Origin of the sequence: Rhodoligotrophos sp. CJ14, from assembly GCF_038811545.1 — a bacterium.
Taxonomy (GTDB): domain Bacteria; phylum Pseudomonadota; class Alphaproteobacteria; order Rhizobiales; family Im1; genus Rhodoligotrophos; species Rhodoligotrophos ferricapiens.
This window is the reverse complement of sequence record NZ_CP133319.1, coordinates 1,193,360-1,216,985: the sequence shown is the minus strand read 5'-3', so window position 1 is coordinate 1,216,985 and position 23,626 is coordinate 1,193,360. Positions and strand designations below refer to the sequence as shown.

At 62.8% G+C, this 23,626-nt stretch carries 24 protein-coding genes; 13 read left to right on the top strand and 11 right to left on the bottom strand.

Annotated features, from left to right (window positions below):
- On the bottom strand, nucleotides 1-789 hold the full coding sequence (locus RCF49_RS05600) for a (Fe-S)-binding protein (RefSeq protein ID WP_342643054.1): 789 nt from the start codon (nucleotides 787-789) through the stop codon (nucleotides 1-3).
- A 93-nt stretch (nucleotides 790-882) separates the two neighbouring features.
- Here RCF49_RS05600 and RCF49_RS05595 point away from each other — a divergent pair, with 93 nt between their 5' ends.
- From RCF49_RS05595 to RCF49_RS05555, 9 genes are all read left to right on the top strand, one after another.
- Complete coding sequence (locus RCF49_RS05595) at nucleotides 883-1,605, top strand: MOSC domain-containing protein (RefSeq protein WP_342643053.1); 723 nt, start codon at nucleotides 883-885, stop codon at nucleotides 1,603-1,605.
- Nucleotides 1,606-1,673: 68 nt separating this feature from the next.
- Complete coding sequence (locus tag RCF49_RS05590) at nucleotides 1,674-3,170, top strand: FAD-linked oxidase C-terminal domain-containing protein (protein WP_342643052.1); 1,497 nt, start codon at nucleotides 1,674-1,676, stop codon at nucleotides 3,168-3,170.
- A 6-nt stretch (nucleotides 3,171-3,176) separates the two neighbouring features.
- A complete protein-coding gene (locus RCF49_RS05585; protein ID WP_342643051.1) occupies nucleotides 3,177-4,409 on the top strand; it encodes an FAD-binding protein in 1,233 nt (410 codons plus the stop codon).
- 2 nt (nucleotides 4,410-4,411) lie between these two features.
- Nucleotides 4,412-5,707, top strand: coding sequence for a glycolate oxidase subunit GlcF (gene glcF / locus RCF49_RS05580; protein WP_342643050.1), 1,296 nt, complete (start codon nucleotides 4,412-4,414; stop codon nucleotides 5,705-5,707).
- A 75-nt stretch (nucleotides 5,708-5,782) separates the two neighbouring features.
- Nucleotides 5,783-7,303, top strand: coding sequence for a histidine--tRNA ligase (gene hisS, locus RCF49_RS05575; protein WP_342643049.1), 1,521 nt, complete (start codon nucleotides 5,783-5,785; stop codon nucleotides 7,301-7,303).
- Nucleotides 7,300-8,487, top strand: a complete 1,188-nt coding sequence (locus RCF49_RS05570; protein WP_342643048.1) for an ATP phosphoribosyltransferase regulatory subunit — start codon at nucleotides 7,300-7,302, stop codon at nucleotides 8,485-8,487. Before hisS ends, RCF49_RS05570 begins: the two co-directional genes overlap by 4 nt.
- A complete protein-coding gene (hisG, locus tag RCF49_RS05565) occupies nucleotides 8,484-9,176 on the top strand; it encodes an ATP phosphoribosyltransferase (RefSeq protein ID WP_342643047.1) in 693 nt (230 codons plus the stop codon). The genes RCF49_RS05570 and hisG overlap by 4 nt, the downstream gene beginning before the upstream one ends.
- A gap of 118 nt (nucleotides 9,177-9,294) precedes the next feature.
- Nucleotides 9,295-9,651, top strand: a complete 357-nt coding sequence (locus tag RCF49_RS05560; RefSeq protein ID WP_342643046.1) for a DUF6152 family protein — start codon at nucleotides 9,295-9,297, stop codon at nucleotides 9,649-9,651.
- 2 nt (nucleotides 9,652-9,653) lie between these two features.
- Entirely contained in the window at nucleotides 9,654-10,145 is a 492-nt protein-coding gene (locus tag RCF49_RS05555; protein ID WP_342643045.1) for a hypothetical protein, read from the top strand.
- A gap of 81 nt (nucleotides 10,146-10,226) precedes the next feature.
- On the opposite strand, the gene groL is transcribed toward RCF49_RS05555, so the two are convergent.
- The 3 genes from groL to RCF49_RS05540 all read right to left on the bottom strand — a co-directional run bounded on the left by groL (nucleotide 10,227) and on the right by RCF49_RS05540 (nucleotide 13,282).
- Nucleotides 10,227-11,867, bottom strand: a complete 1,641-nt coding sequence (groL, locus tag RCF49_RS05550) for a chaperonin GroEL (protein WP_342643044.1) — start codon at nucleotides 11,865-11,867, stop codon at nucleotides 10,227-10,229.
- A gap of 65 nt (nucleotides 11,868-11,932) precedes the next feature.
- Entirely contained in the window at nucleotides 11,933-12,223 is a 291-nt protein-coding gene (gene groES / locus RCF49_RS05545) for a co-chaperone GroES (RefSeq protein ID WP_342643043.1), read from the bottom strand.
- Nucleotides 12,224-12,499: 276 nt separating this feature from the next.
- Nucleotides 12,500-13,282 carry a glycoside hydrolase family 19 protein gene (locus RCF49_RS05540; RefSeq protein WP_342643042.1) on the bottom strand — a complete coding sequence of 261 codons (783 nt, stop codon included), beginning with the start codon at nucleotides 13,280-13,282 and terminating at the stop codon, nucleotides 12,500-12,502.
- 310 nt (nucleotides 13,283-13,592) lie between these two features.
- Here RCF49_RS05540 and RCF49_RS05535 point away from each other — a divergent pair, with 310 nt between their 5' ends.
- From RCF49_RS05535 to RCF49_RS05520, 4 genes are all read left to right on the top strand, one after another.
- Nucleotides 13,593-14,936 (top strand): aspartate aminotransferase family protein, encoded by a 1,344-nt coding sequence (locus RCF49_RS05535; protein WP_342643041.1) that lies wholly within the window; start codon nucleotides 13,593-13,595, stop codon nucleotides 14,934-14,936.
- 57 nt (nucleotides 14,937-14,993) lie between these two features.
- On the top strand, nucleotides 14,994-15,866 hold the full coding sequence (locus RCF49_RS05530) for a TIGR01459 family HAD-type hydrolase (protein WP_342643040.1): 873 nt from the start codon (nucleotides 14,994-14,996) through the stop codon (nucleotides 15,864-15,866).
- Between the two features lie 142 nt (nucleotides 15,867-16,008).
- Entirely contained in the window at nucleotides 16,009-16,446 is a 438-nt protein-coding gene (locus tag RCF49_RS05525) for a MaoC family dehydratase (protein ID WP_342643039.1), read from the top strand.
- Between the two features lie 10 nt (nucleotides 16,447-16,456).
- Complete coding sequence (locus tag RCF49_RS05520; RefSeq protein ID WP_342643038.1) at nucleotides 16,457-17,449, top strand: bifunctional riboflavin kinase/FAD synthetase; 993 nt, start codon at nucleotides 16,457-16,459, stop codon at nucleotides 17,447-17,449.
- A 28-nt stretch (nucleotides 17,450-17,477) separates the two neighbouring features.
- Here the strand turns inward: RCF49_RS05520 and RCF49_RS05515 are convergent, their stop codons facing one another.
- The 7 genes from RCF49_RS05515 to RCF49_RS05485 all read right to left on the bottom strand — a co-directional run bounded on the left by RCF49_RS05515 (nucleotide 17,478) and on the right by RCF49_RS05485 (nucleotide 23,625).
- The gene (locus RCF49_RS05515) at nucleotides 17,478-17,726 is read right to left on the bottom strand and encodes a DUF4170 domain-containing protein (protein ID WP_342643037.1); all 249 of its coding nucleotides are present in this window, start codon (nucleotides 17,724-17,726) and stop codon (nucleotides 17,478-17,480) included.
- 47 nt (nucleotides 17,727-17,773) lie between these two features.
- Nucleotides 17,774-18,559: a 3'(2'),5'-bisphosphate nucleotidase CysQ gene (locus RCF49_RS05510; RefSeq protein ID WP_342643036.1), complete on the bottom strand. Its 786-nt coding sequence runs from the start codon at nucleotides 18,557-18,559 to the stop codon at nucleotides 17,774-17,776.
- Nucleotides 18,546-19,895 carry a TldD/PmbA family protein gene (locus tag RCF49_RS05505; protein WP_342643035.1) on the bottom strand — a complete coding sequence of 450 codons (1,350 nt, stop codon included), beginning with the start codon at nucleotides 19,893-19,895 and terminating at the stop codon, nucleotides 18,546-18,548. Before RCF49_RS05505 ends, RCF49_RS05510 begins: the two co-directional genes overlap by 14 nt.
- 6 nt (nucleotides 19,896-19,901) lie before the next feature.
- Nucleotides 19,902-20,846 (bottom strand): 4-hydroxybenzoate octaprenyltransferase, encoded by a 945-nt coding sequence (gene ubiA, locus RCF49_RS05500; RefSeq protein ID WP_342643034.1) that lies wholly within the window; start codon nucleotides 20,844-20,846, stop codon nucleotides 19,902-19,904.
- 60 nt (nucleotides 20,847-20,906) lie between these two features.
- Nucleotides 20,907-21,323, bottom strand: a complete 417-nt coding sequence (locus RCF49_RS05495; protein ID WP_342643033.1) for an MAPEG family protein — start codon at nucleotides 21,321-21,323, stop codon at nucleotides 20,907-20,909.
- Between the two features lie 47 nt (nucleotides 21,324-21,370).
- Complete coding sequence (locus tag RCF49_RS05490) at nucleotides 21,371-22,753, bottom strand: glutamate--cysteine ligase (protein WP_342643032.1); 1,383 nt, start codon at nucleotides 22,751-22,753, stop codon at nucleotides 21,371-21,373.
- Between the two features lie 107 nt (nucleotides 22,754-22,860).
- The gene (locus RCF49_RS05485; RefSeq protein WP_342643031.1) at nucleotides 22,861-23,625 is read right to left on the bottom strand and encodes a 16S rRNA (uracil(1498)-N(3))-methyltransferase; all 765 of its coding nucleotides are present in this window, start codon (nucleotides 23,623-23,625) and stop codon (nucleotides 22,861-22,863) included.
- Nucleotide 23,626 lies beyond the last annotated feature (1 nt).

Below are 23,626 nucleotides of genomic sequence, written 5' to 3'. Positions count from 1 at the left end.
CTACTGCTTCTGCTCACTGCCGGGCCGATCCGATCCGCCGATGGGAGGGGCCGTCAATTCCCCGGCGAGAACCTCGGCCACGTGGCGGACCGCGACGGACGAGCCCCGACGCTTGAGCTTGCCGGCCATGTTCATGAGGCAGCCGAGGTCACCGGCGAGAAGCAGGTCGGCCTTGGTCGCCTCGATATTGGCAGCCTTCTTTTCCACCATATCATTCGAAATGTCAGGATATTTGACACAGAACGTGCCACCGAAGCCGCAGCAGACCTCAGCGTCACGCAGCTCGACCAGCTTTAGTCCCTCCACCGTCTGAAGGAGACGGCGCGGCTGGTGTTTGATGCCCAGTTCCCGAAGGCCGGAGCAGGAGTCGTGATAGGTGACAGTGCCGTCAAAATGTTCCGGAACGGATTCAAGGCCCATCACATGGGTGAGAAACGAGACCAGTTCCCAGGTCTTGGTGGCCAGCGCCTCCGCCTCATCGCGCTCAGGGGTACCGGGGTCGAACAGGGAGGGATAATGCTTGTGGATCATGCCGGCGCATGACCCGGAGGGGGCGACCACATAATCGTAAGGTGCGAAGATCTCGACCACCTGCCGGGCAATGGCACGCGTGTCCTCACGATCACCGGAATTGAAGGCGGGCTGGCCACAGCAGGTCTGTGCCGAAGGAACCTCCACCTCGCATCCCGCTGATTCGAGCAGCTTCACCGCTGCAAAGCCGACCGACGGCCTGAACAGATCAACAAGACAGGTCACGAAAAGACCGATGCGGGGCGGATTTTCTATCATCAAAACTCCTGGGTACTCCTGATCGGTCGCAGACTATATCGTTGGGTCGACGACTGCGCCAATGTATAAGGATGCCAAGAGGGAGCAAGGCGCATGACCATCGGAACTGTACAGGCGATCTGGCGCTATCCCGTAAGCTCGCTGGGCGGCGAGATGATGGATGCTGCCGAACTCGACGCGACGGGGATCATCGGCGACCGGCTCTGGGGCGTGGTCGATGCAACATCCGGCGCGATCGCCAAGCCGGAGGGTGAAAAGCGGTGGCGGGTCACGCCAGAGGTCCTGGCCAGGACGACGGAAGAGGATTTCGAGCTTCAGATTCCCGGCGGTGATTGGATCAGCGGCCGGTCGGAGGCGGCGCGCGAGGCGCTCTCGGCGCATTTCGGCTTTCCGGTGACCGTCAAGCGGCACGGGCCTGAATTCGATTCGCCCGACACGGTCGCGCCGCGTTACCGGCGCGCGCCCATCCATCTGGTCACCAGCGCCTCGCTCAAAAAGCTCAAATCGGTCATCCCCGACAGCATGATCGATGCGCGCCGGTTCCGGCCGAATCTGGTCATCCAATTGCCAGAGGAAGCGGTCGGCTTCGAAGAGGGCCGGTGGATCCGCAAGGAGATCCGCGTCGGATCGGTGAAGCTCTATGTGAACGAGCCGTGCGACCGCTGCGCGTTCACCATGCTCGGCCAGCGGGATGTGCCGTTCGACAAGGCCATCCTGCCGGCCGTTTCCGCCGTGAACGGAAAAAGCTTCGGCGTCTATTGCGCGGTCACCCAAGGCGGCCGTATCACGGCTGGAGATCCGGTGGAGGTCATTTAAGCTAAGCGTATGGTGCACCTTAACCATATGGGGGCGCAGCGGCGTGTCACAACGCGCGAGGCCGTAGCATGAGCGGTATTGCCATGCCTGCTCCGAATGGCGATGTGCTTGCCCGGCGCGCCGAGATCGTGCGCCGCCTCAGGGCCATTGTGCCCGGTGAGGGCGTGGTTGACGCTCGTGACGAGCTGCGCGTGTTCGAAAGCGACGGGCTCACCGCCTATCGGCAATTGCCGCTGGTTGCGGTGCTGCCCAGTACGACGGCTCAGGTGGCGGCCGTTCTGCGCTATTGCCATGAGGAGGGCATAAGAGTGGTGCCGCGCGGCGCCGGAACCTCGCTTTCCGGCGGAGCGCTGCCACTTCAGGATGCCGTGCTGCTGGTCATGGCGAAGTTCAACCGTATCAAGCAGATCGATATCGCCAATCGCTGCGTGGTGACGGAACCAGGCGTCACCAATCTTGCGATCAGCGAGGCTGCCAAACCGCACGGGTTCTATTATGCTCCGGATCCCTCGAGCCAGATCGCCTGCACGATCGGCGGCAATGTGGCGGAGAATTCCGGCGGCGTGCATTGCCTGAAATATGGGCTTACCACCAACAACGTGCTCGGCGTCGAGCTCGTGCTCATCACTGGCGAGGTGGTGCGCATCGGCGGCAAGCACCTGGATTCCGGCGGGCTCGACCTGCTCGGGGTCGTTGTGGGCTCGGAAGGCCTGCTCGGTGTCGTAACGGAAGTCACGGTGCGCATATTGCCGGTGCCGGAGACGGCGCGCGCGGTCCTGGTTGGTTTCCCCAGCAGCGAGCAGGCCGGGCAGTGCGTTGCCGATATCATCGCGCGTGGCATCATTCCGGCGGGGATCGAGATGATGGACCGGCCGGCGATCCATGCGGCCGAGGCGTTTGTTCATGCGGGTTATCCGCTCGATGTCGAGGCGCTGCTGATCATCGAGCTGGATGGGCCGGAGGCAGAGGTTGCCCATCTCATCGAGGTCGTGCGCGAGATCGCGGATGGCAATGGCGCCACCACCATGCGGGCAAGCACCTCGGAAGCCGAGCGGCTCGCATTCTGGGCGGGCCGCAAGGCGGCATTCCCGGCGGTGGGGCGGATCTCGCCGGATTACTATTGCATGGACGGCACCATTCCTCGGCACCGGCTGCCTGAGGTGCTGCAGCGGATGAGCGCGCTGTCACAGCAGTACGGGCTGCGGGTCGCAAACGTGTTCCATGCAGGCGATGGCAATCTGCATCCGCTCATCCTCTATGACGCCAACATCCCCGACGAGCTGGAGCGGGCGGAGGCGTTTGGCGCCGATATTCTGCGGCTGTGCGTTGAGGTTGGTGGCGTGCTCACCGGCGAGCACGGGGTTGGCGTTGAAAAGCGCGATCTGATGCCGGAAATGTTCGACGAGGGCGATCTCGATCAACAGCAGCGGCTCAAATGCGCGTTCGATCCGCAAGGACTGCTCAATCCCGGCAAGGTGTTTCCCGTACTGCATGCCTGCGCGGAATTGAGCCGCATGCATGTGCATCAGGGCCGTCTGCCTTTTCCCGATATTCCACGGTTCTGAGCGGATATGCCGTCGACGCTCAAACCGGGAAATCTGGCCGAACTCCAGGATGTCATGGCCTGGGCCGCGTCTGCGCGGGCGCCGCTCGAGATCATCGGTTCAGGCTCCAAGCGCCGGATCGGCCGGCCGGTCGATGCCGCCTGGCTGCTGGATGTCAGCGGGCTTTCGGGGGTGCGCCTCTATGAGCCCGAAGAACTGATCATTCAGACCGGCGCGGGCACACCGCTCCCGGAGCTCAAGGCGTTGCTTGAGAGCCATGGCCAGTGCCTTGCCTTCGATCCGCCCGATCTGACCCGCCTGCTCGGGGCAGAGGATTCAGGCCGCAATGTTCAGCCGGCCACGGTCGGCGGCATGGTCGCGAGCAATTTTGCGGGACCAGCGCGCCTCAAGATGGGGGCCGTGCGCGATCATGTGCTGGGTTTCAAGGCGGTCAGCGGGCGCGGCGAGAGCTTCAAGGGCGGCGGGCGCGTCGTCAAGAATGTCACGGGCTATGACCTGCCGAAGCTCATGGCCGGTTCCTGGGGCACGCTTGCCGTGCTTGGCGAGGTGACGCTGAAGGTGCTGCCACGACCGGAGACGGAAGCAAGCCTCGTGCTTTTAGGGCTTGCGGATGAGGAGGCGGTCACGCGGCTTGCGCGCGGTCTCGGCAGTGCCTGTGAAGTGGCTGCGGCGGCGCATGTACCGAAAGACTTGTCGCATGCCTTTCCGGTTGCGATGCGGGCCGGGCAGAGCGAGCCGCTGACGGTTCTGCGGCTCGATGGCTTCCGCCCTTCGGTCGAATATCGGCTGCGCAAGCTGCGGGAGCTGGTGGCGGAAGAGGCTCGCGCTCTGGTGCTCGGCGAAGAGGATTCTGCTGATCTCTGGCGGGAGATCCGCGACTGTACCTTGCTCGCCGGTACAGAGGATCGGGCAGTCTGGCGCATTTCGGTCGCGCCAAGCGATGGAGCGCGTGTGCTCGGCCAGTTGCGGCTATCGGCCGGCGCGCGCGGCTTTTATGATTGGGGCGGCGGGCTTATCTGGTGCGATGTGCCGGCTGCGCCGGATGCGCAAGCGGCCAAGGTTCGCGCAGCCGTTGCAAATAGGGGACATGCCACGCTCATCCGGGCGCCGCGCGCGGTGCGGGCGTTGGTCGATGTGTTCGATCCTCAGTCGCCCGGCATCGCGGCGCTCAGTGCACGAATAAAGGCCGGGTTCGATCCGTATGGCATTCTCAATCCCGGCCGGATGTATAAGATCTAGCGATGCAGACGAATTTCACGGAGGCACAACGCGCTGACCCGAAGATCGCCGAAGCGGAGGCGATCCTGCGGGCTTGCGTGCATTGCGGGTTCTGCACCGCCACGTGCCCGACCTATGTGCTGCTCGGGGATGAGCTCGACAGTCCCCGCGGCCGCATCTACCTCATCAAGCAGATGCTGGAAGAGGAGAAGCCCGCAACCGCTGACGTTGCCAAGCATATCGACCGGTGCCTCTCCTGTCTTGCCTGCACGACCACCTGCCCGTCGGGGGTCGACTATATGCATTTGATCGACCAGGCGCGGGTGCATGTGGAGGAGACCTATCGCAGGCCGGCTCTCGACCGGTTCTTCCGCGCGCTTGTCGCCCAGGTGTTGCCCGAGCCCAAGCGGATGCAGCAGGCGCTCTCTCTGGCCCGCTTTGGCAAGCCGTTCGCCCCGCTGCTTGATCTGGTGAAGCCGCTGCGGCCCGCCGCCGCGATGCTGAGGCTTGCCCCAAACCGGCTTCCACGCACTGTGACGCACCCGGAAGCCCGTCCACTCACGAGCCGCCGCGGCCGGGTGGCTGTGCTCACCGGCTGTGCGCAGAGCGTGCTCGCCCCGTCGATCAATGAGGCGACCTTCCGGCTGCTTCAGCGCATGGGTTTCGAGCCGGTGGTGCCGAAGGGGCAGGGGTGTTGCGGCGCGCTCACGCATCACATGGGGCGGGAGGATGACGCGCTTTCCCGCGCGAGACGCAATATCGACAGCTATATGAGCGAGATCGATGGCGAACGGCTTGATGCCATCATCATCAATGCGTCGGGCTGTGGCACGACCGTGAAGGATTACGGCCATATGTTCGCGCGTGATCCGCTCTATGCGGAGCAGGCGCAGACGGTCTCGTCCCTCACCAAGGACATCACGGAGTTCGTGGCAGAGCATGGCCTGCCCGAGGGTGAGACCCCGCTCAAGGTGCGGGTCGCCTATCACGCCGCCTGTTCCATGCAGCATGGGCAGAAGATCAGAACGGAGCCGACGAGGCTGCTGCTCAAGGCGGGGTTCGAGGTGGTCGAGCCGGCAGAAGGCCATCTCTGCTGTGGTTCCGCCGGCACCTACAACATCCTCCAGCCCGAGCTTGCCGGAAAGTTGCGCGACCGGAAGCTTGCGCATCTTGCTCAGATCCGCCCCGATGTGATCGCCACCGGAAATATCGGCTGCATGACTCAGCTTGCCTCGGGCACGGACGTTCCCCTCGTGCACACGGTCGAGTTGCTCGACTGGGCAACAGGCGGACCACGGCCAGCGGCCATGGTCCGGTAGTCTTCTTGCCGCTGTCGTCTTGATCCGATAGAACCCGCGGGCAAGGCATAGGCTCGGAAGCAGGCATTTTTTACGATGGCAGACGCGGACAAGGCACCGGTGCTCAAGGCACCCGTGCCTAAGGCACACAGACCCAAGGCCAGGGTCGCGAAAGGATTTCGCGATGTGGAGGCGCAGGAGATCCGCGCGCTCAAGCGCATGCTCGCGACCATCGAGCAGGTCTATGAGCTTTACGGATTCGATCCCGTGGAGACGCCGACCATCGAATATACGGATGCGTTGGGCAAGTTCCTGCCGGATCAGGACCGGCCCAACGAGGGCGTGTTCTCCTTCCAGGACGATGACGAGCAGTGGCTGTCGCTGCGCTACGACCTGACCGCGCCGCTCGCCCGTTATGTTGCCGAGAATTACGACCGGCTGCCCAAGCCCTATCGCAGCTATCGCGCGGGTTGGGTCTATCGCAACGAGAAGCCGGGGCCGGGCCGCTTCCGCCAGTTCATGCAGTTCGACGCAGACACGGTGGGCACGGACAATCCCGCGGCGGATGCGGAAATCTGCATGCTCGCGGCTGACACGCTGGAGAAGCTGGGGGTCCCGCGCGGCTCCTATGTGATCCGGGTGAATAACCGCAAGGTGCTCGATGGCGTCATGGAAGCGATCGGGCTCGGTGGTGAGGACAATGGCGGCCGCAGGCTCACCGTGCTGCGGGCGATCGACAAGCTCGACAAGATCGGCATCGATGGCGTGCGCGAGCTGCTTGGCAAAGGCCGGATGGACCCGAGCGGTGATTTCACGCCGGGCGCGGGGCTTGATGCTGCGGGCGCCACGGCGGTGCTCGATTTCGTCAATGCTGCTGCCGGTCAAACGAATGCCGAGACGGTCGAAGGTCTGCGCAGGGCGCTTGCGGAGAATGCGCCCATTGGGGAAGGGCTTGCCGAGCTTGCATCGATTGCCGCGCATGTCGATGAGGCCGGGTATAGCGACCGGGTGCGGATCGATCCGTCGGTGGTGCGGGGGCTTGAGTATTATACGGGCTTCGTGGTCGAGGCAGAGCTCACCTTCGACATGCGCAATGAGGAAGGCGAGATCGTCCGCTTCGGCTCGGTGGGCGGCGGCGGCCGCTATGACGGGCTGGTCGAGCGTTTCCGCGGCGAGAAGGTGCCCGCCACCGGCTTTTCCATCGGCGTTTCCCGGCTCTATGCCGCGCTCAGGAACCTCGGCAAGATTGAGGACGACACGATCGCTGCCCCGGTGGTGGTGCTGGTGATGGACAAGCAGCGGCTGGGCGATTACCAGGCCATGGTGCGCGAGCTGCGCGATGCAGGCATTCGCGCGGAAATGTATCTCGGCACCTCGGGCATGAAGGCGCAGATGAAATATGCCGATCGGCGGGGTGCCGCCTGCGCCATCATTCAGGGGAGCGATGAGCTTGCCGCCGGCGAAGTTCAGATAAAGGATTTGATTGCAGGCGCAGAGGCCTCACGCGCCATCGAAAATCGGGATGAGTGGCGCGATGCGCGGCCTGCCCAGATGACGGTGAGGCGCGGTGACCTCGTTCAGGCGGTCCGCGATGTTCTGAAACGGTATAGACCGTGAGCACCAGCGCCATTCCCGGCAAATCGCCTCGCGAAAGGGCGAGGCTCGACGCGCAGAATGCGCCGATGCTCGCGCTGCTGGTGGAGGCTGGCTTTGCGCATGTGGAGCCGGATATTCTGCAGCCGGCCGATCTCTTCCTCGATCGGTCGGGTGAAGATATCCGCACGCGTACCTTCGTGTTCACCGATCCTGGCGGGCGCGAGCTCTGCTTGCGGCCCGATCTCACCGTGCCCACCTGCCGCTATCATCTGGAGGTGGCGGGTGATGTAGCGGCGGAAGCGCGCTATTGCTATTGCGGCCCGGTATTCCGGCACCAGCCGATGGGGGCCGATGCCATGCATCCGCGCGAATTCGTGCAGGTCGGCATGGAGTGGTTCGGGGATAAGGACGCGCCCGCCGCGGAAGCGGAGGTGTTCGCCCTCACCATCAGGGCAGTCGAGGCTGCGGGCCTCAGCCGATATCGGGTGAAGCTCGGTGATCTCGGCCTTTTCACCGCGCTGCTCGACAGTATCGAGATGCCGCCGCGCTGGCGGCAGAGGCTCAATCACCAGTTCTGGCGGCCACGGGCTTTCCGCGATCTTCTGGACATGCTGGCGGGGCGCAGGCCGCGAGCCCGATCGGAAACCGAGGATTTGCTATCGCGGCTTGGCAATGCGAGCGAAGAGCGTGCGGTGGCGCTGGTCGAAGAGGTTCTGGAGCTGGAGGGCATTCCCCTGGTGGGCGGGCGCTCTATCGCTGAGATTGCGCGGCGGCTGCATGAGCGTGCGCGGGACCGGGAGGAGAGGCCCTTATCCGCCGAGGCTGTCCAGCTGATCGAAGCCTATCTCGAAATCTCCGCACCACCCGAACAGGCGGCGGTCGCCATGCGGACGCTCGCCGCACAGGCCGGTGCCCGGTTCGGCGAGGCTCTGGATCGGTTCGAGCGGCGCTTTGCGGAGGCGCGCGAGAAGGGGCTCGACATCCAAAATCACCGCTTCTCCGGGGTGTTCGGCCGCAGCCTCGAATATTATTCCGGCTTCGTCTTCCAACTCGAGGTCGAAAGCAAGACCGGCTGGGTGCCGTTGGCAGGCGGTGGGCGTTATGACGGTCTGCTCTCGGCCATCGGCAGCCCCAAGCCGGTGCCGGCGGTCGGCTGTGCCATCCATACGGAGCGCTTGCGGCATGCACTGGAGGCACAGCCATGACGCGTCCGTTGACCATTGCGCTGCCCTCCAAGGGCCGGCTCATGGAGCAGGCAGGGGAGATGTTCGAGGCGGCTGGCTTCCGGCTCGACAGAACCGGGGCAGGGCGCGGCTATCAGGGCAAGCTCAATGGCCTTCCGGATGCGGAGGATCTCGAGGTCGCCTATCTCTCGGCAACGGAAATCGCGCATCTGCTGCGCGAGGGCAAGATCGACCTCGGCATCACCGGCGAGGATCTGCTGCAGGAACATATTCCCAATCTTGCTGATGTGATCGCGATCCCAAAACGCCTCGGCTTCGGGCGAGCGGATGTGATCGTGGCGGTTCCGGAATGCTGGCTGGACGTGGCGACGATGAGCGATCTCGACGAAGTGGCGCTCGCGTACCATGCGCGCCATGGGCGACGGCTGCGGGTCGCGACGAAATATGTGAACCTCACCCGCCGGTTCTTCGCCGAGCAGGGGGTGCGCGGCTATCGGATCGTCGAAAGCCTCGGGGCAACGGAAGGTGCACCCGCGGCGGGCACGGCAGAGGTGATCGTGGACATCACCTCAACAGGGGCAACACTCGAGGCCAATCACCTCAAAATTCTGGATGATGGGGTGATCCTCAAGTCGGAGGCGGTCATCGGGGTGTATCTTTCCGCGATGAGAGATGCACGGCTCCAGGCCATCCTCGCCAAGCTCGCATAAACGTCCACCGGCGTGCTCGCTGGAGGGATCACGAGATAGTGCACCGGCGGGCGCGCCGGAACCCATGGCGTGCACTCTGAATTCAGTGGTGTAATGCCCGGATCCTGGGAGACTTGTCATGATCACTTTCCGTCACGCCAGTCTTGCCTTGGTTCTTGCCTGGGCACCCGCCGGCATTGCGCAGGCGCATCACGGCTGGAACAGCTATGATGCCGATACGGTGCTGCGCTTCGAGGCACCGATCCTCGATATGAGCTATCAAAGCCCGCATGGCATGCTCGTGATGGAGTATCAGGGCAAACGGTGGAATGTGGTGCTGGCGCCGCCCTCGCGCATGCAGGCCCGCGGATTGCCTCGGGAGGATCTCGCGGTGGGCAAGAGCGTGATCGTCGAGGGCTATCCCAGCCGGCGTCATGAGGGCGAACTCAGGGCCGAGCGTGTCACGGTCGATGGCAAGACCGTCGAGCTGCGTTAGGTATGGAGGAGCATCACGGGCCGCCGGAATGGGCGGTCACGCTGGAAGCCTCCGGCTTTGCCCATGCCTTGAGGGACTCGATCTGGCTCTATCCTGCGGCCAATCTCGGCCATATTCTGGGCCTTGTGCTGCTTGCGGGCACGATCATCGTGCTCGATCTCAGGATCCTGGGACTAGGGCGCGCGATCGACGCGGCGGCGCTGTCGCGCTTCGTCACGCCGCTCGCGGCGGCTGGGTTCGTCATCCAACTCATCTCCGGCGGGCTCATGTTCACCGCGGATGCGCGCGCGATCGCCGGCAATTACGTGTTCTGGATCAAGATGGGACTTCTGGCGCTGGTTCTTGCCAATGCAATCCTGTTCCGCTGGCTCTGGAACCCTCAGCTCGGGCAATGGGATAGGACGGCTTCCCCGGTTGGCCGAGCCCAGGCGGCCATTTCCATCGCGCTATGGCTGGGCGTTGCGCTCGCGGGCCGGCTCATCGCCTATTTCTAGATCGTGCTCCCCTCCCCAAAATGAAAGGCCGCCCGGATCGCTCCGGACGGCCGCCCTCTCTCAGAGATGTGCGCGGCGTGATCAGAAGTCCATGCCGCCCATGCCGCCCATGCCACCGGGCATGCCGGCCGGAGCCGCGGGCTCCTTCGGACGATCGGCAACCATGGCCTCGGTGGTGATCAGCAGGCCGGCGATGGAAGCCGCATCCTGCAGAGCCACACGGACGACCTTGGTCGGATCGATGATGCCGCGCTCGACGAGGTCGACATATTCCTCGTTCTGGGCGTCAAAGCCGTAATTGCCGTCCTTCTCGAGGACCTTGCCCACGACGATCGAGCCTTCGGCGCCAGCATTGTCGGCGATCTGACGGATCGGAGACTCAAGGGCTTTGGCGACGATGTTGATGCCGGCCTGGATATCCGCGTTGTCGTTCTTCAGCGCGGCAACAGCCTGTTTGGCGCGCAGCAGTGCAACACCACCGCCGGGCACGATGCCTTCCTCAACGGCCGCGCGGGTCGCGTTGAGGGCGTCATCGACACGGTCCTTCTTCTCCTTCACCTCGACCTCGGTCGCACCGCCGACACGGATCACGGCAACGCCACCGGAGAGCTTCGCCAGACGCTCCTGGAGCTTCTCACGATCGTAATCGGAGGTGGTCTCCTCGATCTGCTGACGGATCTGGGTGCAACGGGCCTCGATCGCGGAGCGCTCACCAGCGCCATCGACAATGGTGGTCTCGTCCTTGCCGATGCTCACACGCTTGGCGCGGCCGAGCATGTCGATGGTGACGTTCTCGAGCTTGATGCCGAGGTCTTCAGAGATGACCTGGCCGGCGGTGAGAACGGCCATGTCCTCCAGCATCGCCTTGCGGCGGTCGCCGAAGCCCGGGGCCTTCACAGCCGCGACCTTCAGGCCGCCGCGGAGCTTGTTGACGACCAGGGTCGCCAGAGCCTCGCCCTCGACATCCTCGGCGATGATGAGCAGCGGCTTACCCGTCTGCACGACCGCCTCGAGGACCGGCAGCATAGCCTGCAGGTTCGAGAGCTTCTTCTCGTGGATGAGGATGTAGGGGTCGTCGAGGACCGCCAGCATCTTCTCGGCATTGGTGACGAAATAGGGCGAGAGATAGCCGCGGTCGAACTGCATGCCTTCGACGACATCGAGTTCGGTATTGGCGGTCTTCGCCTCTTCGACGGTGATCACACCATCATTGCCGACCTTCTGCATGGCCTCGGCAATCATGTTGCCGATGTCCTTGTCGCCATTTGCAGAAATGGTGCCGACCTGGCTGATCTCGTTGGAGGAGGAAACCTTACGCGAACGCTTCTTCAGATCCTCGACCGCAGCCGTCACGGCGAGATCGATACCGCGCTTCAGGTCCATCGGGTTCATGCCCGCGGTCACGGCCTTGGCGCCTTCGCGGACGATCGACTGGGCGAGGACGGTCGCGGTCGTGGTGCCGTCGCCTGCGAGATCGTTGGTCTTGGAGGCAACCTCGCGCACCATCTGCGCGCCCATGTTCTCGAACTTGTCCTCAAGCTCGATTTCCTTGGCGACCGAGACACCGTCCTTGGTGATGCGCGGCGCGCCGAAGGACTTGTCGATCACGACGTTGCGGCCCTTGGGACCGAGGGTAACCTTGACCGCATCGGCCAGAATGTTGACGCCGCGGATCATCCGCTCGCGGGCGTCACCGGAAAAACGTACGTCTTTCGCTGCCATGTGAACCTCTTTTAAATATTTGCGGGGTGCAGGTGCACAGCCCAATCATCATCGGTCGCGAGGGATCAGCCCTCGATCACGCCCATGATGTCGCTTTCCTTCATGATCAGCAGTTCTTCGCCGTTGATCTTGACCTCGGTGCCGGACCACTTGCCGAACAGCACCTTGTCGCCCTTCTTCACGTCGAGCGGATTAACCTTTCCGTCTTCCCCGCGGGCGCCGGGACCAACCGCGATCACTTCGCCCTGCTGCGGCTTCTCCTGAGCGGTGTCGGGGATGATGATGCCGCCGGCAGTCTTGGCGACCTCCTCGATGCGGCGCACGACAACGCGATCGTGCAATGGGCGGAAAGACATAGTCTCGAACTCCCTAATGGTGATCGGCCCTCGCGGGGCTCGCGGAATTCATGGAACGAGGTTCAGACCTCGATAGAGCTAGATCCCAGCAGCATGCGCCTAAACGGGATCCGTTTAGCACTCTAAAGGAGAGAGTGCTAACGTGCAGCTAGATAGGAGAAGGGGACTGCGAAAGTCAAGAGGAAGCTGGAGAGAAGGCGATGGCAGCGTCCAACGCCTCGATGCAGGGCTAGCGCTGAGCGCGCTAGCCCGAGACTATCGAACCATCTCGGCTTATCAAGCCATGGTCGTGGTTGCAATGTCCGTGGTGGGCGTGACCTCTGGATATTTATGAAGTTCCTCCCGCATCAACGGATCAGCGATGCCATCAATGTGCAAAACGTCACGTTGCGCGTGCTCGTTGATCTTGGTTTCCGCAAGCTTAACGGCGCGGACCATTGCTGGGCCGTATTTCCCATCCACATCGAGGGTCTTATCCATATAGGAGCCCATCTTCTCATTGAGCTCGGTCTGCAAAGCTGAGATATGGGGACCCTTCTGTCCGGGACCCCAGAGGTCCTTGCCGGAGATTTCCTGGACCTCTGCAGTCTGACGGTCCAAGTCACCCAGTTGCTCGGCTGCCTTGATGAAATACGCCTTGCGGTTATCGAAGCCGTTCACGCCACCATTGATTTTCTGAGTAATTCCGACGATCGCGTTCTTATCGGCAAGCTCATTAAGGTTATTATCCTTCCAGTATTGGGCGGCGATCTTCATGGCGATCTCAGGTTCTTCAGCCTTTTCCGGGTGGTTCACCAGGTCGACGCCAAGTTTTTCGCCATATTCGGTATAGTTCTTTCGGCCGGTCAGCATGATGAAGCCGCGGCCCTTGAATCTCATGCCATCACCCTCTTCGGTATTGCCAAGGGACATCCGACCCTCATAAGCCGCGCCTGATGCATATTCTTCCGTGGCGCGAAACCCGTCTGATTCATGGGCCAATTGGGCAATGAAATGCGCGGTTCTGACCGGAGTGGTGAGACCGTATTCTTCGCCATGCTGATCGAGGAACTTCACCACGGCATTGAGCGCGTCCTCCTTGCCACGGGGCGCGATCGTCTTCATCTGCTCGAATGTGATAGATGCCATTGGGCAACTCCATTGATGGCGTTGGTCACGCTCTTGAGTTGCCTGGAAACTGCGACGGCAGGGGGGCGGTGGGAAGGAGCCATCATGACGGAATTTGCGCCTTGCCGTATGGCGGGGCTTCAGGGCAAATCCGTCGCATCATTGGTTGCGATTTGCGCTGTCGAGCAGCCCTCTGATAGGATAATTGAGGTTCGGCGTTGCCTATGCGGCAGCGCCATGTCCGATCTGGAGAACAAGCATCATGTCCGAAGCCCATGCGGCGCGCTGGGAGCCCACGCCGAACAACCTGCAATCCTATTGGATGCCCTTCACGAGCAACCGGGCCTTCAAGCAAAGCCCACGGATGATCTCGCGCGCCAAGGACATGTTCTATTACTCCACCGATGGCCGCGCGGTGATGGATGGCACGGCGGGCCTGTGGTGCTCGAATGCTGGGCATTGCCGCACACCGATCGTGGAGGCGATCCAGCGCCAGGCGGCGGAGCTCGACTATGCTCCGAACTTCCAGTTCGGCCATCCCAAGGCATTCGAGGCGGCGTCGCGGATCGCCACACTCGCCCCGGCTGACCTCAATTATGTGTTCTTCTGCAATTCAGGCTCGGAGGCTGCGGACACTGCGCTCAAGATCGCGCTCGCCTATCACAATGTGAGAGGGCAGGGGCAGCGGACGCGGCTCATCGGCCGCGAGCGTGGATATCACGGCGTGGGCTTCGGCGGCATCAGCGTCGGCGGCATTGTGAACAATCGCAAGTTCTTCGGCTCGCTGCTGACCGGCGTTGATCATCTGCCGCATACATATAACCGCGCCGAGCAGGCCTATTCGCGTGGCGAGCCTGCATGGGGCGCGCATCTCGCCGATGATCTCGAGCGCATCGTCACCCTGCATGATGCCTCGACGGTTGCCGCAGTCATCGTCGAGCCGATGGCGGGTTCTACCGGTGTTCTGCCGCCTCCGCAGGGCTATCTGCAGCGGTTGCGCGAGATCTGCGATAAACACGGCATCCTCCTGATCTTCGATGAGGTGATCACGGGCTTCGGCCGTTTGGGCTATGCATTTGCCGCCGAGCGCTATGGGGTTACGCCGGATATCATCACCTTCGCGAAGGGTGTAACCTCGGGTGCGGTGCCCATGGGTGGCGCCATCGTGCGCGATCACGTGTATGAGGCCTTCATGACCGGGCCTGAGAACGCGATCGAGCTGTTCCATGGTTATACCTATACGGGCCATCCGGTGGCTGCCGCTGCAGCGCTTGCGAGCCTCGATGTCTATCGGGACGAGGGCCTGTTCGAGCGGGCGCGCGAACTCGAGGGTGTCTGGGCGGATGCGGCGCACGCCCTCAAAGGGCTGCCCCATGTGGCGGATATCCGCACCATTGGCCTCGTGGCGGGCATCGATCTCGATCCGCATAAGGATGGGGTTGGCAAGCGCGGCTATCAGGCCATGAACAAGGCGTTCCATGACTTTGACCTGATGATCCGCATCACCGGCGACACGATCGCGCTCTCGCCGCCGCTGATCATCACCGAAGCCCAGATCGGCGAGATCTTCGACAAGATGGCGAAGCTGCTCAAGTCTTTGGACTGACGTTTATTGGCCCTCCCGTTCGAAGCGGGAGGGCCTTACCATCTACCCGGGAATTCAATGACGGTTCTTCTCGACGGCATCTCGCAGATCGCGGGACGGCACCGGCTCTGGCTTTGCGATGTCTGGGGTGTTGTGCATAACGGCATTGCGGCTTACGCGCCTGCGGTGGAGGCTCTGCAACGCTTTCGCCGCGAAGGCGGGATCGTTGTGCTGATCACCAATGCACCGCGGCCATTTGAACCGGTGGTTGCGCAGCTCGACCGTATGGGGGTGCCGCGCGATGCCTATGACAGGGTGCTGGCATCCGGGGATGTGATGCGCCGGCTTGTCGTCGAGCATGGACATCCGGCCGTGCATTTCCTCGGGCCAGCCCGCGATCGCGGGCTCATCGAAGGGCTGGATATCGCGGAGGTCGGCATCGGCGAAGCGGAAATTGTTCTCTGCACCGGTCTGATGGATGATCTGACCGAAACGCCTGACGATTACCAGCCGATGCTGCGGCGCATGATGGACAAGGGGCAGATCCTCTATTGCGCCAATCCGGACAAGGTGGTGCAAAAGGGAGACCGGCTGCTCTATTGCGCGGGCGCGCTCGCGGAGCTCTATGAACAGCTCGGTGGGGAGGTCGTGTTCACCGGCAAGCCGGACCCGCTGATCTATGAGGATGCGCTCGCTCTTGCCCGGGACATCGCGGGCGAGCCGATCAGCAAGGATGAAGCTCTGGCCATCGGCGATGGCATGGAAACGGATATGCGCGGGGCTGCGCTCAATGGCATTGACGCGGTGTTCATCGCTGGCGGCATCCATGCGCATGAGCTCGAGGAGCTGCATCAGGGCAAGGCAGATGCGCTCGACCCGCTGCTTGCGCGGCTTGAAGAGGTCGCGCCAGGCCTGCGTCTTAAGGGGGTCCTGCCGGACCTTCGGTGGTGACCATTGCGCATTGCAGCAAGAAGGGCCTGCCTATAAAGTCCGCAGCGTTTGCGAGCGCGCGGGCCGATGCGACCTCGCATGGCAGGGTCAGGGTGGCATGGCCACAGATGGCAGGAGTTAGCGTGGCCACGGGTCGGAGATCATGACAGTCCTCAGTTCCTATACTATCGATGACCTGACGGTTGGCATGCGGGCGAGCCTCAGCAAAGTCATTGACGATGAGGCGATCAGGGCGTTCGCCGATGTCTCCGGTGACCACAATCCGGTCCATCTGGACGATGCGTTCGCGGCCAGCACGCGCTTCAAAACCCGGATCGCGCATGGCATGCTTTCGGCAAGCCTCATCTCAACCGTCATCGGCATGCAGCTGCCGGGGCAGGGCACGATCTATCTTTCGCAATCTCTCAATTTCCGTGCGCCGGTGCATTGCGGCGACGAGGTGACCGCGAGTGTCGAGATCACCGAGATCGATCAACGGCGGCGGCGGGTGACGCTGGCCTGCGAGGTGAAGGTCGGCGATGTGATCGTGGTCGATGGAGAGGCCAAGGTGCTGGCGCCCGCGGCCAAGGCGCAAGGCTGAACGAGACAGTATGCATACGATTTTCGATAATAGACCGGTGCCGGCGGAATGCCGGGGCGCCGTCGTTGCGATCGGCAATTATGACGGGGTGCATCGGGGGCATCAGAGGCTGCTGGCGGATGCACGGGAAGAGGCGGCGCGACGCGGCGTGCCCTTTGGCGTCGTGACCTTCGAGCCCCACCCCCGCACTTTCTTTCGCCCGGACCAGCCCGTGTTTCGCATCACGCCGGCGGAAATGAAGGTCAGGCTGCTGCGCGGGTGCGGTGCTGATTTCGTATCGATCCTCACCTTCGATCGGACGCTTGCCTCGAAAGAGGCCGAGACCTTCGTGCGCGAGGAACTGGTTGGACGTCTCGCCGTCAGCCATGTGATCACCGGTTATGATTTCCATTTCGGCAAGGGGCGCAAGGGCTCGCCGGATCTGATGATGAGGCTCGGGCGTGATCTTGGCTTCAGCGTCACCGTGGTTGATCAGGTGACCGACGATAGCGGGGTGGCGCCCTTTGCCTCCAGCGCCATTCGCCAGGAATTGCGCCATGGAGCGGTTGAGATCGCAGCCGAACAGCTCGGTTACCGCTGGACGATCCTTGCAACCGTGGTGCCCGGGGACCAGCGCGGGCGCACGCTCGGCTTTCCCACGATCAATGTGAAGCTCGATGATGGCTGTGAGCCGGGCGAGGGCATCTATGCGGTGCGGGTGCGCCGCGGCGAGACCGTCTGGCGCGGTGCCGGCTATATCGGAAAGCGCCCCACATTCGGCAAGACGGATGTGGTGCTCGAGGTCTTCCTGCTCAATTTCTCCGGAGATCTCTATGGCGAGCAGCTTGCGATAGAGTTCATCGCCTATATCCGCGGGGATAAAGCGTTTGCGGATGTCGAGGCCCTGACGGCGCAGATGGAAAAGGATGTGGCGGAGATCGATCGGGTGCTCGCGCGGGTCGATGCGGACGATCCCATCGCGCGGTTTCCCCTGGGTAAGCTGCAAGTAGAAGGGCGGCTCTAGACTAGGCGAAGATGCCGCCCCAAGGGGTTCAGAGCCCGTCGTTTTCCGGATCGAGCAGGCGATGCAGATGCACGATGAAGTAGCGCATCTGTGCATTGTCCACCGTCGCCTGTGCCTTGCCGGCCCAGGCCTTCTTCGCTTCGGCGAAGTTGGGGTAGATGCCGACGATATCGAGCTCCTTCAGGTTCTTGAAGCGCGTGCTGTCCAGGCTCTCCAACTCGCCCCCAAAAACCAAATGCAGAAGCTGCTTCTCCTGCGCAGGGGAAGATGCGGTCATCGGTTTCTCCTCAAAAGGTATCCGGTGGTCGCAGCGCGGCGCTGCCGTCAGCCGGAAAAATATGGCAGCCGATCCATGAATTCCCGGTGCAGGGCAGGACCCGAGGCCACCACGCCCGCATGACGGGTCCGGATCTGGTTATATCTGGGGATTTCGCCTGACAAAGTCGTCACAATGCCGCCCGCCTCGGTCACAACGAGATGGGCGCCGGCGATATCCCAATCGGAGGTCTCGCCCAGGGCGAAGCTTGCGTCGAACTCGGCTGAGGCAACGAGGCACAGGCGCAGAGCAATCGATTTGCGCATATCGAGTGTCAGATGCGGCCAGGGTCTGCCGGGCCAGCGCCGGGCTGCGAAGGCATTTTCCCGCGCGAGAATGCGCGCGCTGGTCACATCGCTGCATGTGGAGACGGAGATCCGCTCGCCGTTGAGCGTCGCGCCTTGCCCGCGGGATGCCCTGTACATGTGATCGGCGGGCGGGCTGAAGATTGCCGCGGCGATGGGGTCGCCATCCTCCACCAGGGCGGCGGCGACGCACCAGTCGTCCTCGCCCGACATGAAGGAGCGGGTCCCGTCGATCGGATCAACGATCCACACCCGTTCATGCTGCAGACGGTGCTTGTCGTCGGCTGTCTCCTCCGACAGCCAACCATAATCAGGACGGGCGCCGAGCAGCCGCTCCTTGAGCAGCCGGTCGACCGCCATATCCGCTTCCGTGACGGGGGTGCCGTCGCCCTTGTGCCAGCTATCGACACCCTTGGCGCGCAGGCTCATGGCCAGAGCGCCGGCTTCACGCACCGCCTCTGTCAGCTGGTCGAGATCATCGGCCGGCAATCGTCATGCCCTCAATGCGAATGGACGGCGTATCGACACCGCCGCGATATTCAATGTCGTCGGCCACGGACATCTTGCGAAACATATCCTTGAGATTGCCGGCAATGGTGATCTCGGCCACGGGATAGGCGATCTCGCCCTTCTCGATCCAGAAGCCGGCAGCACCCCGGCTATAATCGCCGGTGATCAGGTTGGCGCCATGGCCCAACAGGTCGGTCACCCAAAGACCCTCATCGATATCGGCCAGCAGCTCGGTCCGCGAGCGCTTTCCCGGGAGGAGGGTTACATTGGTGGCGGCCGGCGAGGGCGGTGATCCGGCGGAGCGGCTGGCATGGCCGGTCGAGGCAAGGCCCAGCTTGCGGGCCGAGCGGGTATCGAGGATCCACGTGTTGAGCACACCGCCGGAGACCAGTTCGAGGGGCTTGCCACTCAAGCCCTCACCGTCGAAGGGGCGGGAACGTACCCCACGCGGCTTCATCGGGTTATCGGTGATGGTGATGTCGGCCGGCAAGATGGCGGTGCCCATCGCGTGTTTGAGGAAGCTCGTGCCGCGGGCAATGGCTCCGCCATTTATGGCGCCCAGGAGATGGCCGACAAGGCTGCGCGATAAGCGCGGCTCATAGACAACGGTGCCCTTTCGCGAGCCGATCTTGCGCGGATTGAGCCGCCGGACCGCCCGCTCAGCGGCGATGCGGCCAATCTCCTCAGGTTTGCGCAGATCGGCAAAATGGACTGTGCTCGAGCTTTCATAGTCCCGTTCCATGCCGGTGCCTTGGCCTGCAACCACCGAGCAGGACAGACCAAAGCCCGAGCGCCGGTAGCTTCCGGCAAAGCCGGTCGAGGTGACGAGAGCCAGCCCCGCTACGGTATAGCCGGCGCCGGCGCCTTCGGAATTGGTGATGCCTTTCACGGCAAGGGCTGCATCTTCAGTGGCCTTGGCCAAATCCTGAAGCTCTGCTGCAGAGAGGGTTTTCTCATCGAAGAGATCGAGATCGGCTATCGATTTAGCGAGCTCATCGGTGGCCGCAAGACCGCTGAAGGGATCGGGAGGGCTCACCTTCGCCATGGCGACCGCACGCTCGGCCAGCGTCTTGAGGTTGTCGTCGGTGAAATCATTGGTGGAGACGATGGCCTGCGCATCTCCGATAAAGACCCTGAGCCCGAGGTCCTGACCTTCGGACCGCTCCAGATCTTCGAGCTTACCCAGGCGCACGTCGACAGAATGAGAGAGCGCTTCCACGATCACCGCGTCCGCAGCGTCGGCCCCAAGGCGTTTTGCGTGCTCTATGGTGCGGGCAGCAATGTCGAGAAGGCGGTTGGTGTCCGTTGCTTGCATGGATCCTCATATGGGGGCGAGAAGACTGTCCGCCAGCAGGCCTAGAAACACAATGATGCCGAAATCACGATTGGAACGGAACAATATCAGGCAGCGCGCGGGATCATCGATATCGAGGGTTCTGATCTGCCAGGCCGCATGGGCGCAAGCGATGAGCCACGCCGTGAGGAAGACGAGGCCCGCACCCGCGCCGAAACCGGCGAGGGCGATGCCTATCAGGGCGATGGCATAGAACAGAATGAGCCAGGCCCTGGTCGCGCTGCCAAATTTGAGGGCGGTCGATTTCACGCCGATCAGCGCGTCGTCGTCCTTATCCTGGTGTGCATAGATGGTGTCATAGCCGAGCGTCCAGGCAATGCCGGCGATATAGAGCACCAGAGGTGGCCAGGAGAGGCTGCCATGCACTGCTGCCCAGCCGAGCAGCGCACCCCAATTAAAGGCAAGACCCAGAACCATTTGCGGCCAATAGGTGATCCGCTTCATGAAGGGATAGGCGGCCACCAGCAGCAATGACGAGCAGCCGAGCAGGATGGCAAAGCGGTTGAGTTGCAAGAGAACCGCAAGGCCAACAAGCGACAGCAGCACCATGAAGGCCGCTGCCTGCCGCGCCGTGACCTGGCCACTTGGGATAGGGCGGGAGCGGGTGCGTGCGACCTTATCGTCGATATCGCGGTCGACGATATCGTTATAGGTGCAGCCGGCCCCGCGCATAACGATGGCCCCGACCGCGAACAGGAAGAGCAGCCACAGGCTCGGCAGACCACCACCGGCTGCGATCTGCGCAAGAGCGATCGACCACCAGCAGGGCAGCAGCAAAAGCCAGGTCCCGATCGGGCGGTCAAATCGCGCAAGGCGGCAATAGGGACGCATCCAGCGGGGCGCGTAGCGATCCACCCAGTTGCGCTGGACAGCATCCGCAACGGTTCCGGTTGATGAGTGGTCAATGCTCATGGTTGGGATTTAGCCTGCCGCGGCGTTGAAGGCCAGGGGTGACAGTCGTTCTGGCCGAATTCAGGCCGCGATCGTGACCAGATGGAGCCAGTAGAGCAGAACGGTGATCACGAGGCCGACAAGGCTCAAAAGTGTAAGCACAAGCCCTGAGGATCTGAGCCAGACGACATGGCTGGGGCCGGCAAGACCCAAGGCATGAAGCACCCGCCCGAGGACCAGTGCTATTCCAAGCAGGTGCAGCAGGAGATGCGGCGCGCCGATCAGCTCGGCAATCAGCAGGAGGATGATGCCGAGCGGTGCATATTCTACGAAATTGGCGTGGGCCCGGATGATGCGCTCGAAATCTGAATCGCCGCCTGAGCCAAACAGGATGCCGCGTGCCCGCCGCATCTGCAGGACGCGGGCCGTGAGCACCAGGAACAACAGCCCCAGCAACGCCGCATAAAGAGGCGCCGCCGTCAGCATCAGCGCACGCATGGTCTGATCCCCCCAATGATCGGCCGGATAAAGGCTCCGGAAGCCGCTCAGTACGCGTTGGTCTTGAATACCGGATCGACGCTTTCGTTCCACGCGCCGTAATAGAGCTCTAGCAAGTCCTCGGCGGCGGTGCGGCCACTTTCCACCACATCGTCAATGGCATTGAGATAGACCGCTTCACTATTGCCGAAGCCATCCTGACGGTCGCGGTTGCGCAAACCTTCGCGCGCGATCGCCATGATCTCACGGGCGATATCCTGGACCTTGTAGCGCCGGAAGCGGGTTTGAAGCGCTGTCTTGGGCACATCATCGCGCAGTGCCTGGCGCTCGTTGGCCGTCCAGCCCTTGACCACATCCCAGGCCGCGTCCAATGCCGTCTGGTCATAGAGCAGACCGACCCAGAGCGCGGGGAGGGCACAGAGCCTCGACCAGGGGCCGCTGTCGGCGCCGCGCATCTCGAGATAGCGCTTCAGCCTGACTTCGGGGAAGATCGTGGTGACGTGGTCGGACCAGTCCTGCATGGTGGGGCGCTCGCCCGGAAGCTGCGGGAGCTTACCCGCCATGAAATCGCGGAAGGACTTGCCGCTGACATCGATATAGGCGCCGTCGCGATAGACGAAGTACATGGGCACATCGAGGGCGTAGTTCACATAGCGCTCGAAATCGAAGCCGCTCTCGAAGACGAAGGGGAGCATGCCGGTGCGATCGGAATCGGTGTCGCGCCAAATCTCGGAGCGGAAGCTCAGAAAACCGTTGGGCCTGCCCTCGGTAAAGGGGGAATTGGCGAAGATCGCGGTGGCGATGGGCTGAAGGGCGAGGCTTGTGCGCAGCTTCTGGCGCATGTCTGCTTCGGTCGAGAAGTCGAGATTGACCTGAACCGTGCAGGAGCGAAACATCATGTCGAGGCCGTGGCCACCCACTTTTGGCATATAGGCGCGCATGATCCTGTAGCGGCCCTTGGGCATCATCGGCGTCTCGGCAAGGGTCCATCTCGGCGAGAAGCCAAGACCGAGAAAATTGATGCCCAGATCATCGCCGACCTCGCGGACCTGATTGAGATGGGTGCCAACCTCCTCGCAGGTCTGATGAAGATGGGCGACGGCTGCGCCGGACAGTTCGAACTGTCCGCCGGGCTCCAGGGAAATGCTAGCGCCGGTTTCGGGCTCCTTCAGACCGATGATGGTGTCGCGTTCCATGACCGGCTGCCAGTGGAACCGGTCCTGCAGGCCCTCAAGCAGGGCGCGGATGCCGCGAGAGCCCTCGTAGGGAACCGGCCGCAGGCCATCGGGGTGGAAGCCGAATTTTTCGTGCTCAGTGCCGATGCGCCAGGAGTCCTTCGGTTTGCAGCCGGCCTCGAACCAGGCAACCAGCTGATCCTTGCTTTCTACCGGCACCCGGGTATCGGGGCTGTCTATGACTTGCGAACTCACGGGCGGTACGGGCTCCGAAAGGGGATTGAAATCATAATATGGGGCTTACGCCGAAGTTGGATGACTCGAACAGCAAGAAAGATGCATGCGGCTACGGGGCGGGGGCATCATTGCCAGTCCCCGCAGGTCGCCTGCACCAGAGTGAGGGCGGCGATGGCCGCGGTATCGGCCCGCATGACGCGGGGACCAAGGGAAATCGGGATCACGCCTGGAAGGGCGCGCAGGCGCTGCTGTTCTGCCGGGGAGAAGCCGCCCTCCGGGCCGACCAGGACAGCCAAAGGCGTATCGCGGTTTTTCTCGGCAAGATCGCGTAGCTGCGGCAGAGGATTGGCTGATGGCGCTGATTCATCACAATAGATGAGACGCCGGGATCCCTCCCAGTGATCGAGCAGACTGTCCAACTCCACTGGCGCGTCGATCTCGGGCACCGAAAGAAGGTTACACTGCTCCGCCGCCTCGATGGCATTGGCGCGCAGCCGCTCCAGATTCACTCGGCGCGCAATGGTGTGGGCGGTCAGCACCGGGACGAGCCGTGCGGCACCGAGCTCGGTTGCCTTTTGCGCGACATAGTCGATGCGGGCGTGCTTGAGCGGTGCGAAGAGATAGTGAATATTCGGCAGATCTGTCTGGGCACGCAGCTGATCGCGGGTCTCAAGGCGCGCGCGCTTGCGGCCGATCTCGATGATGGCGGCGCGCCATTCACCGTCGCGGCCATTGAACAGGCGGACACCATCGCCAACCGCAAGCCGCATGACCGAGGCCAGATAGTGCACCTGATCAGGCGAGGGCTCGATAGATGCGCCGGGGTGGAGCGATGCGCCGACATAGAGCCGCGGGAGCCGGCGCAGATCTTCTGGCTGCAGGGATGTCACG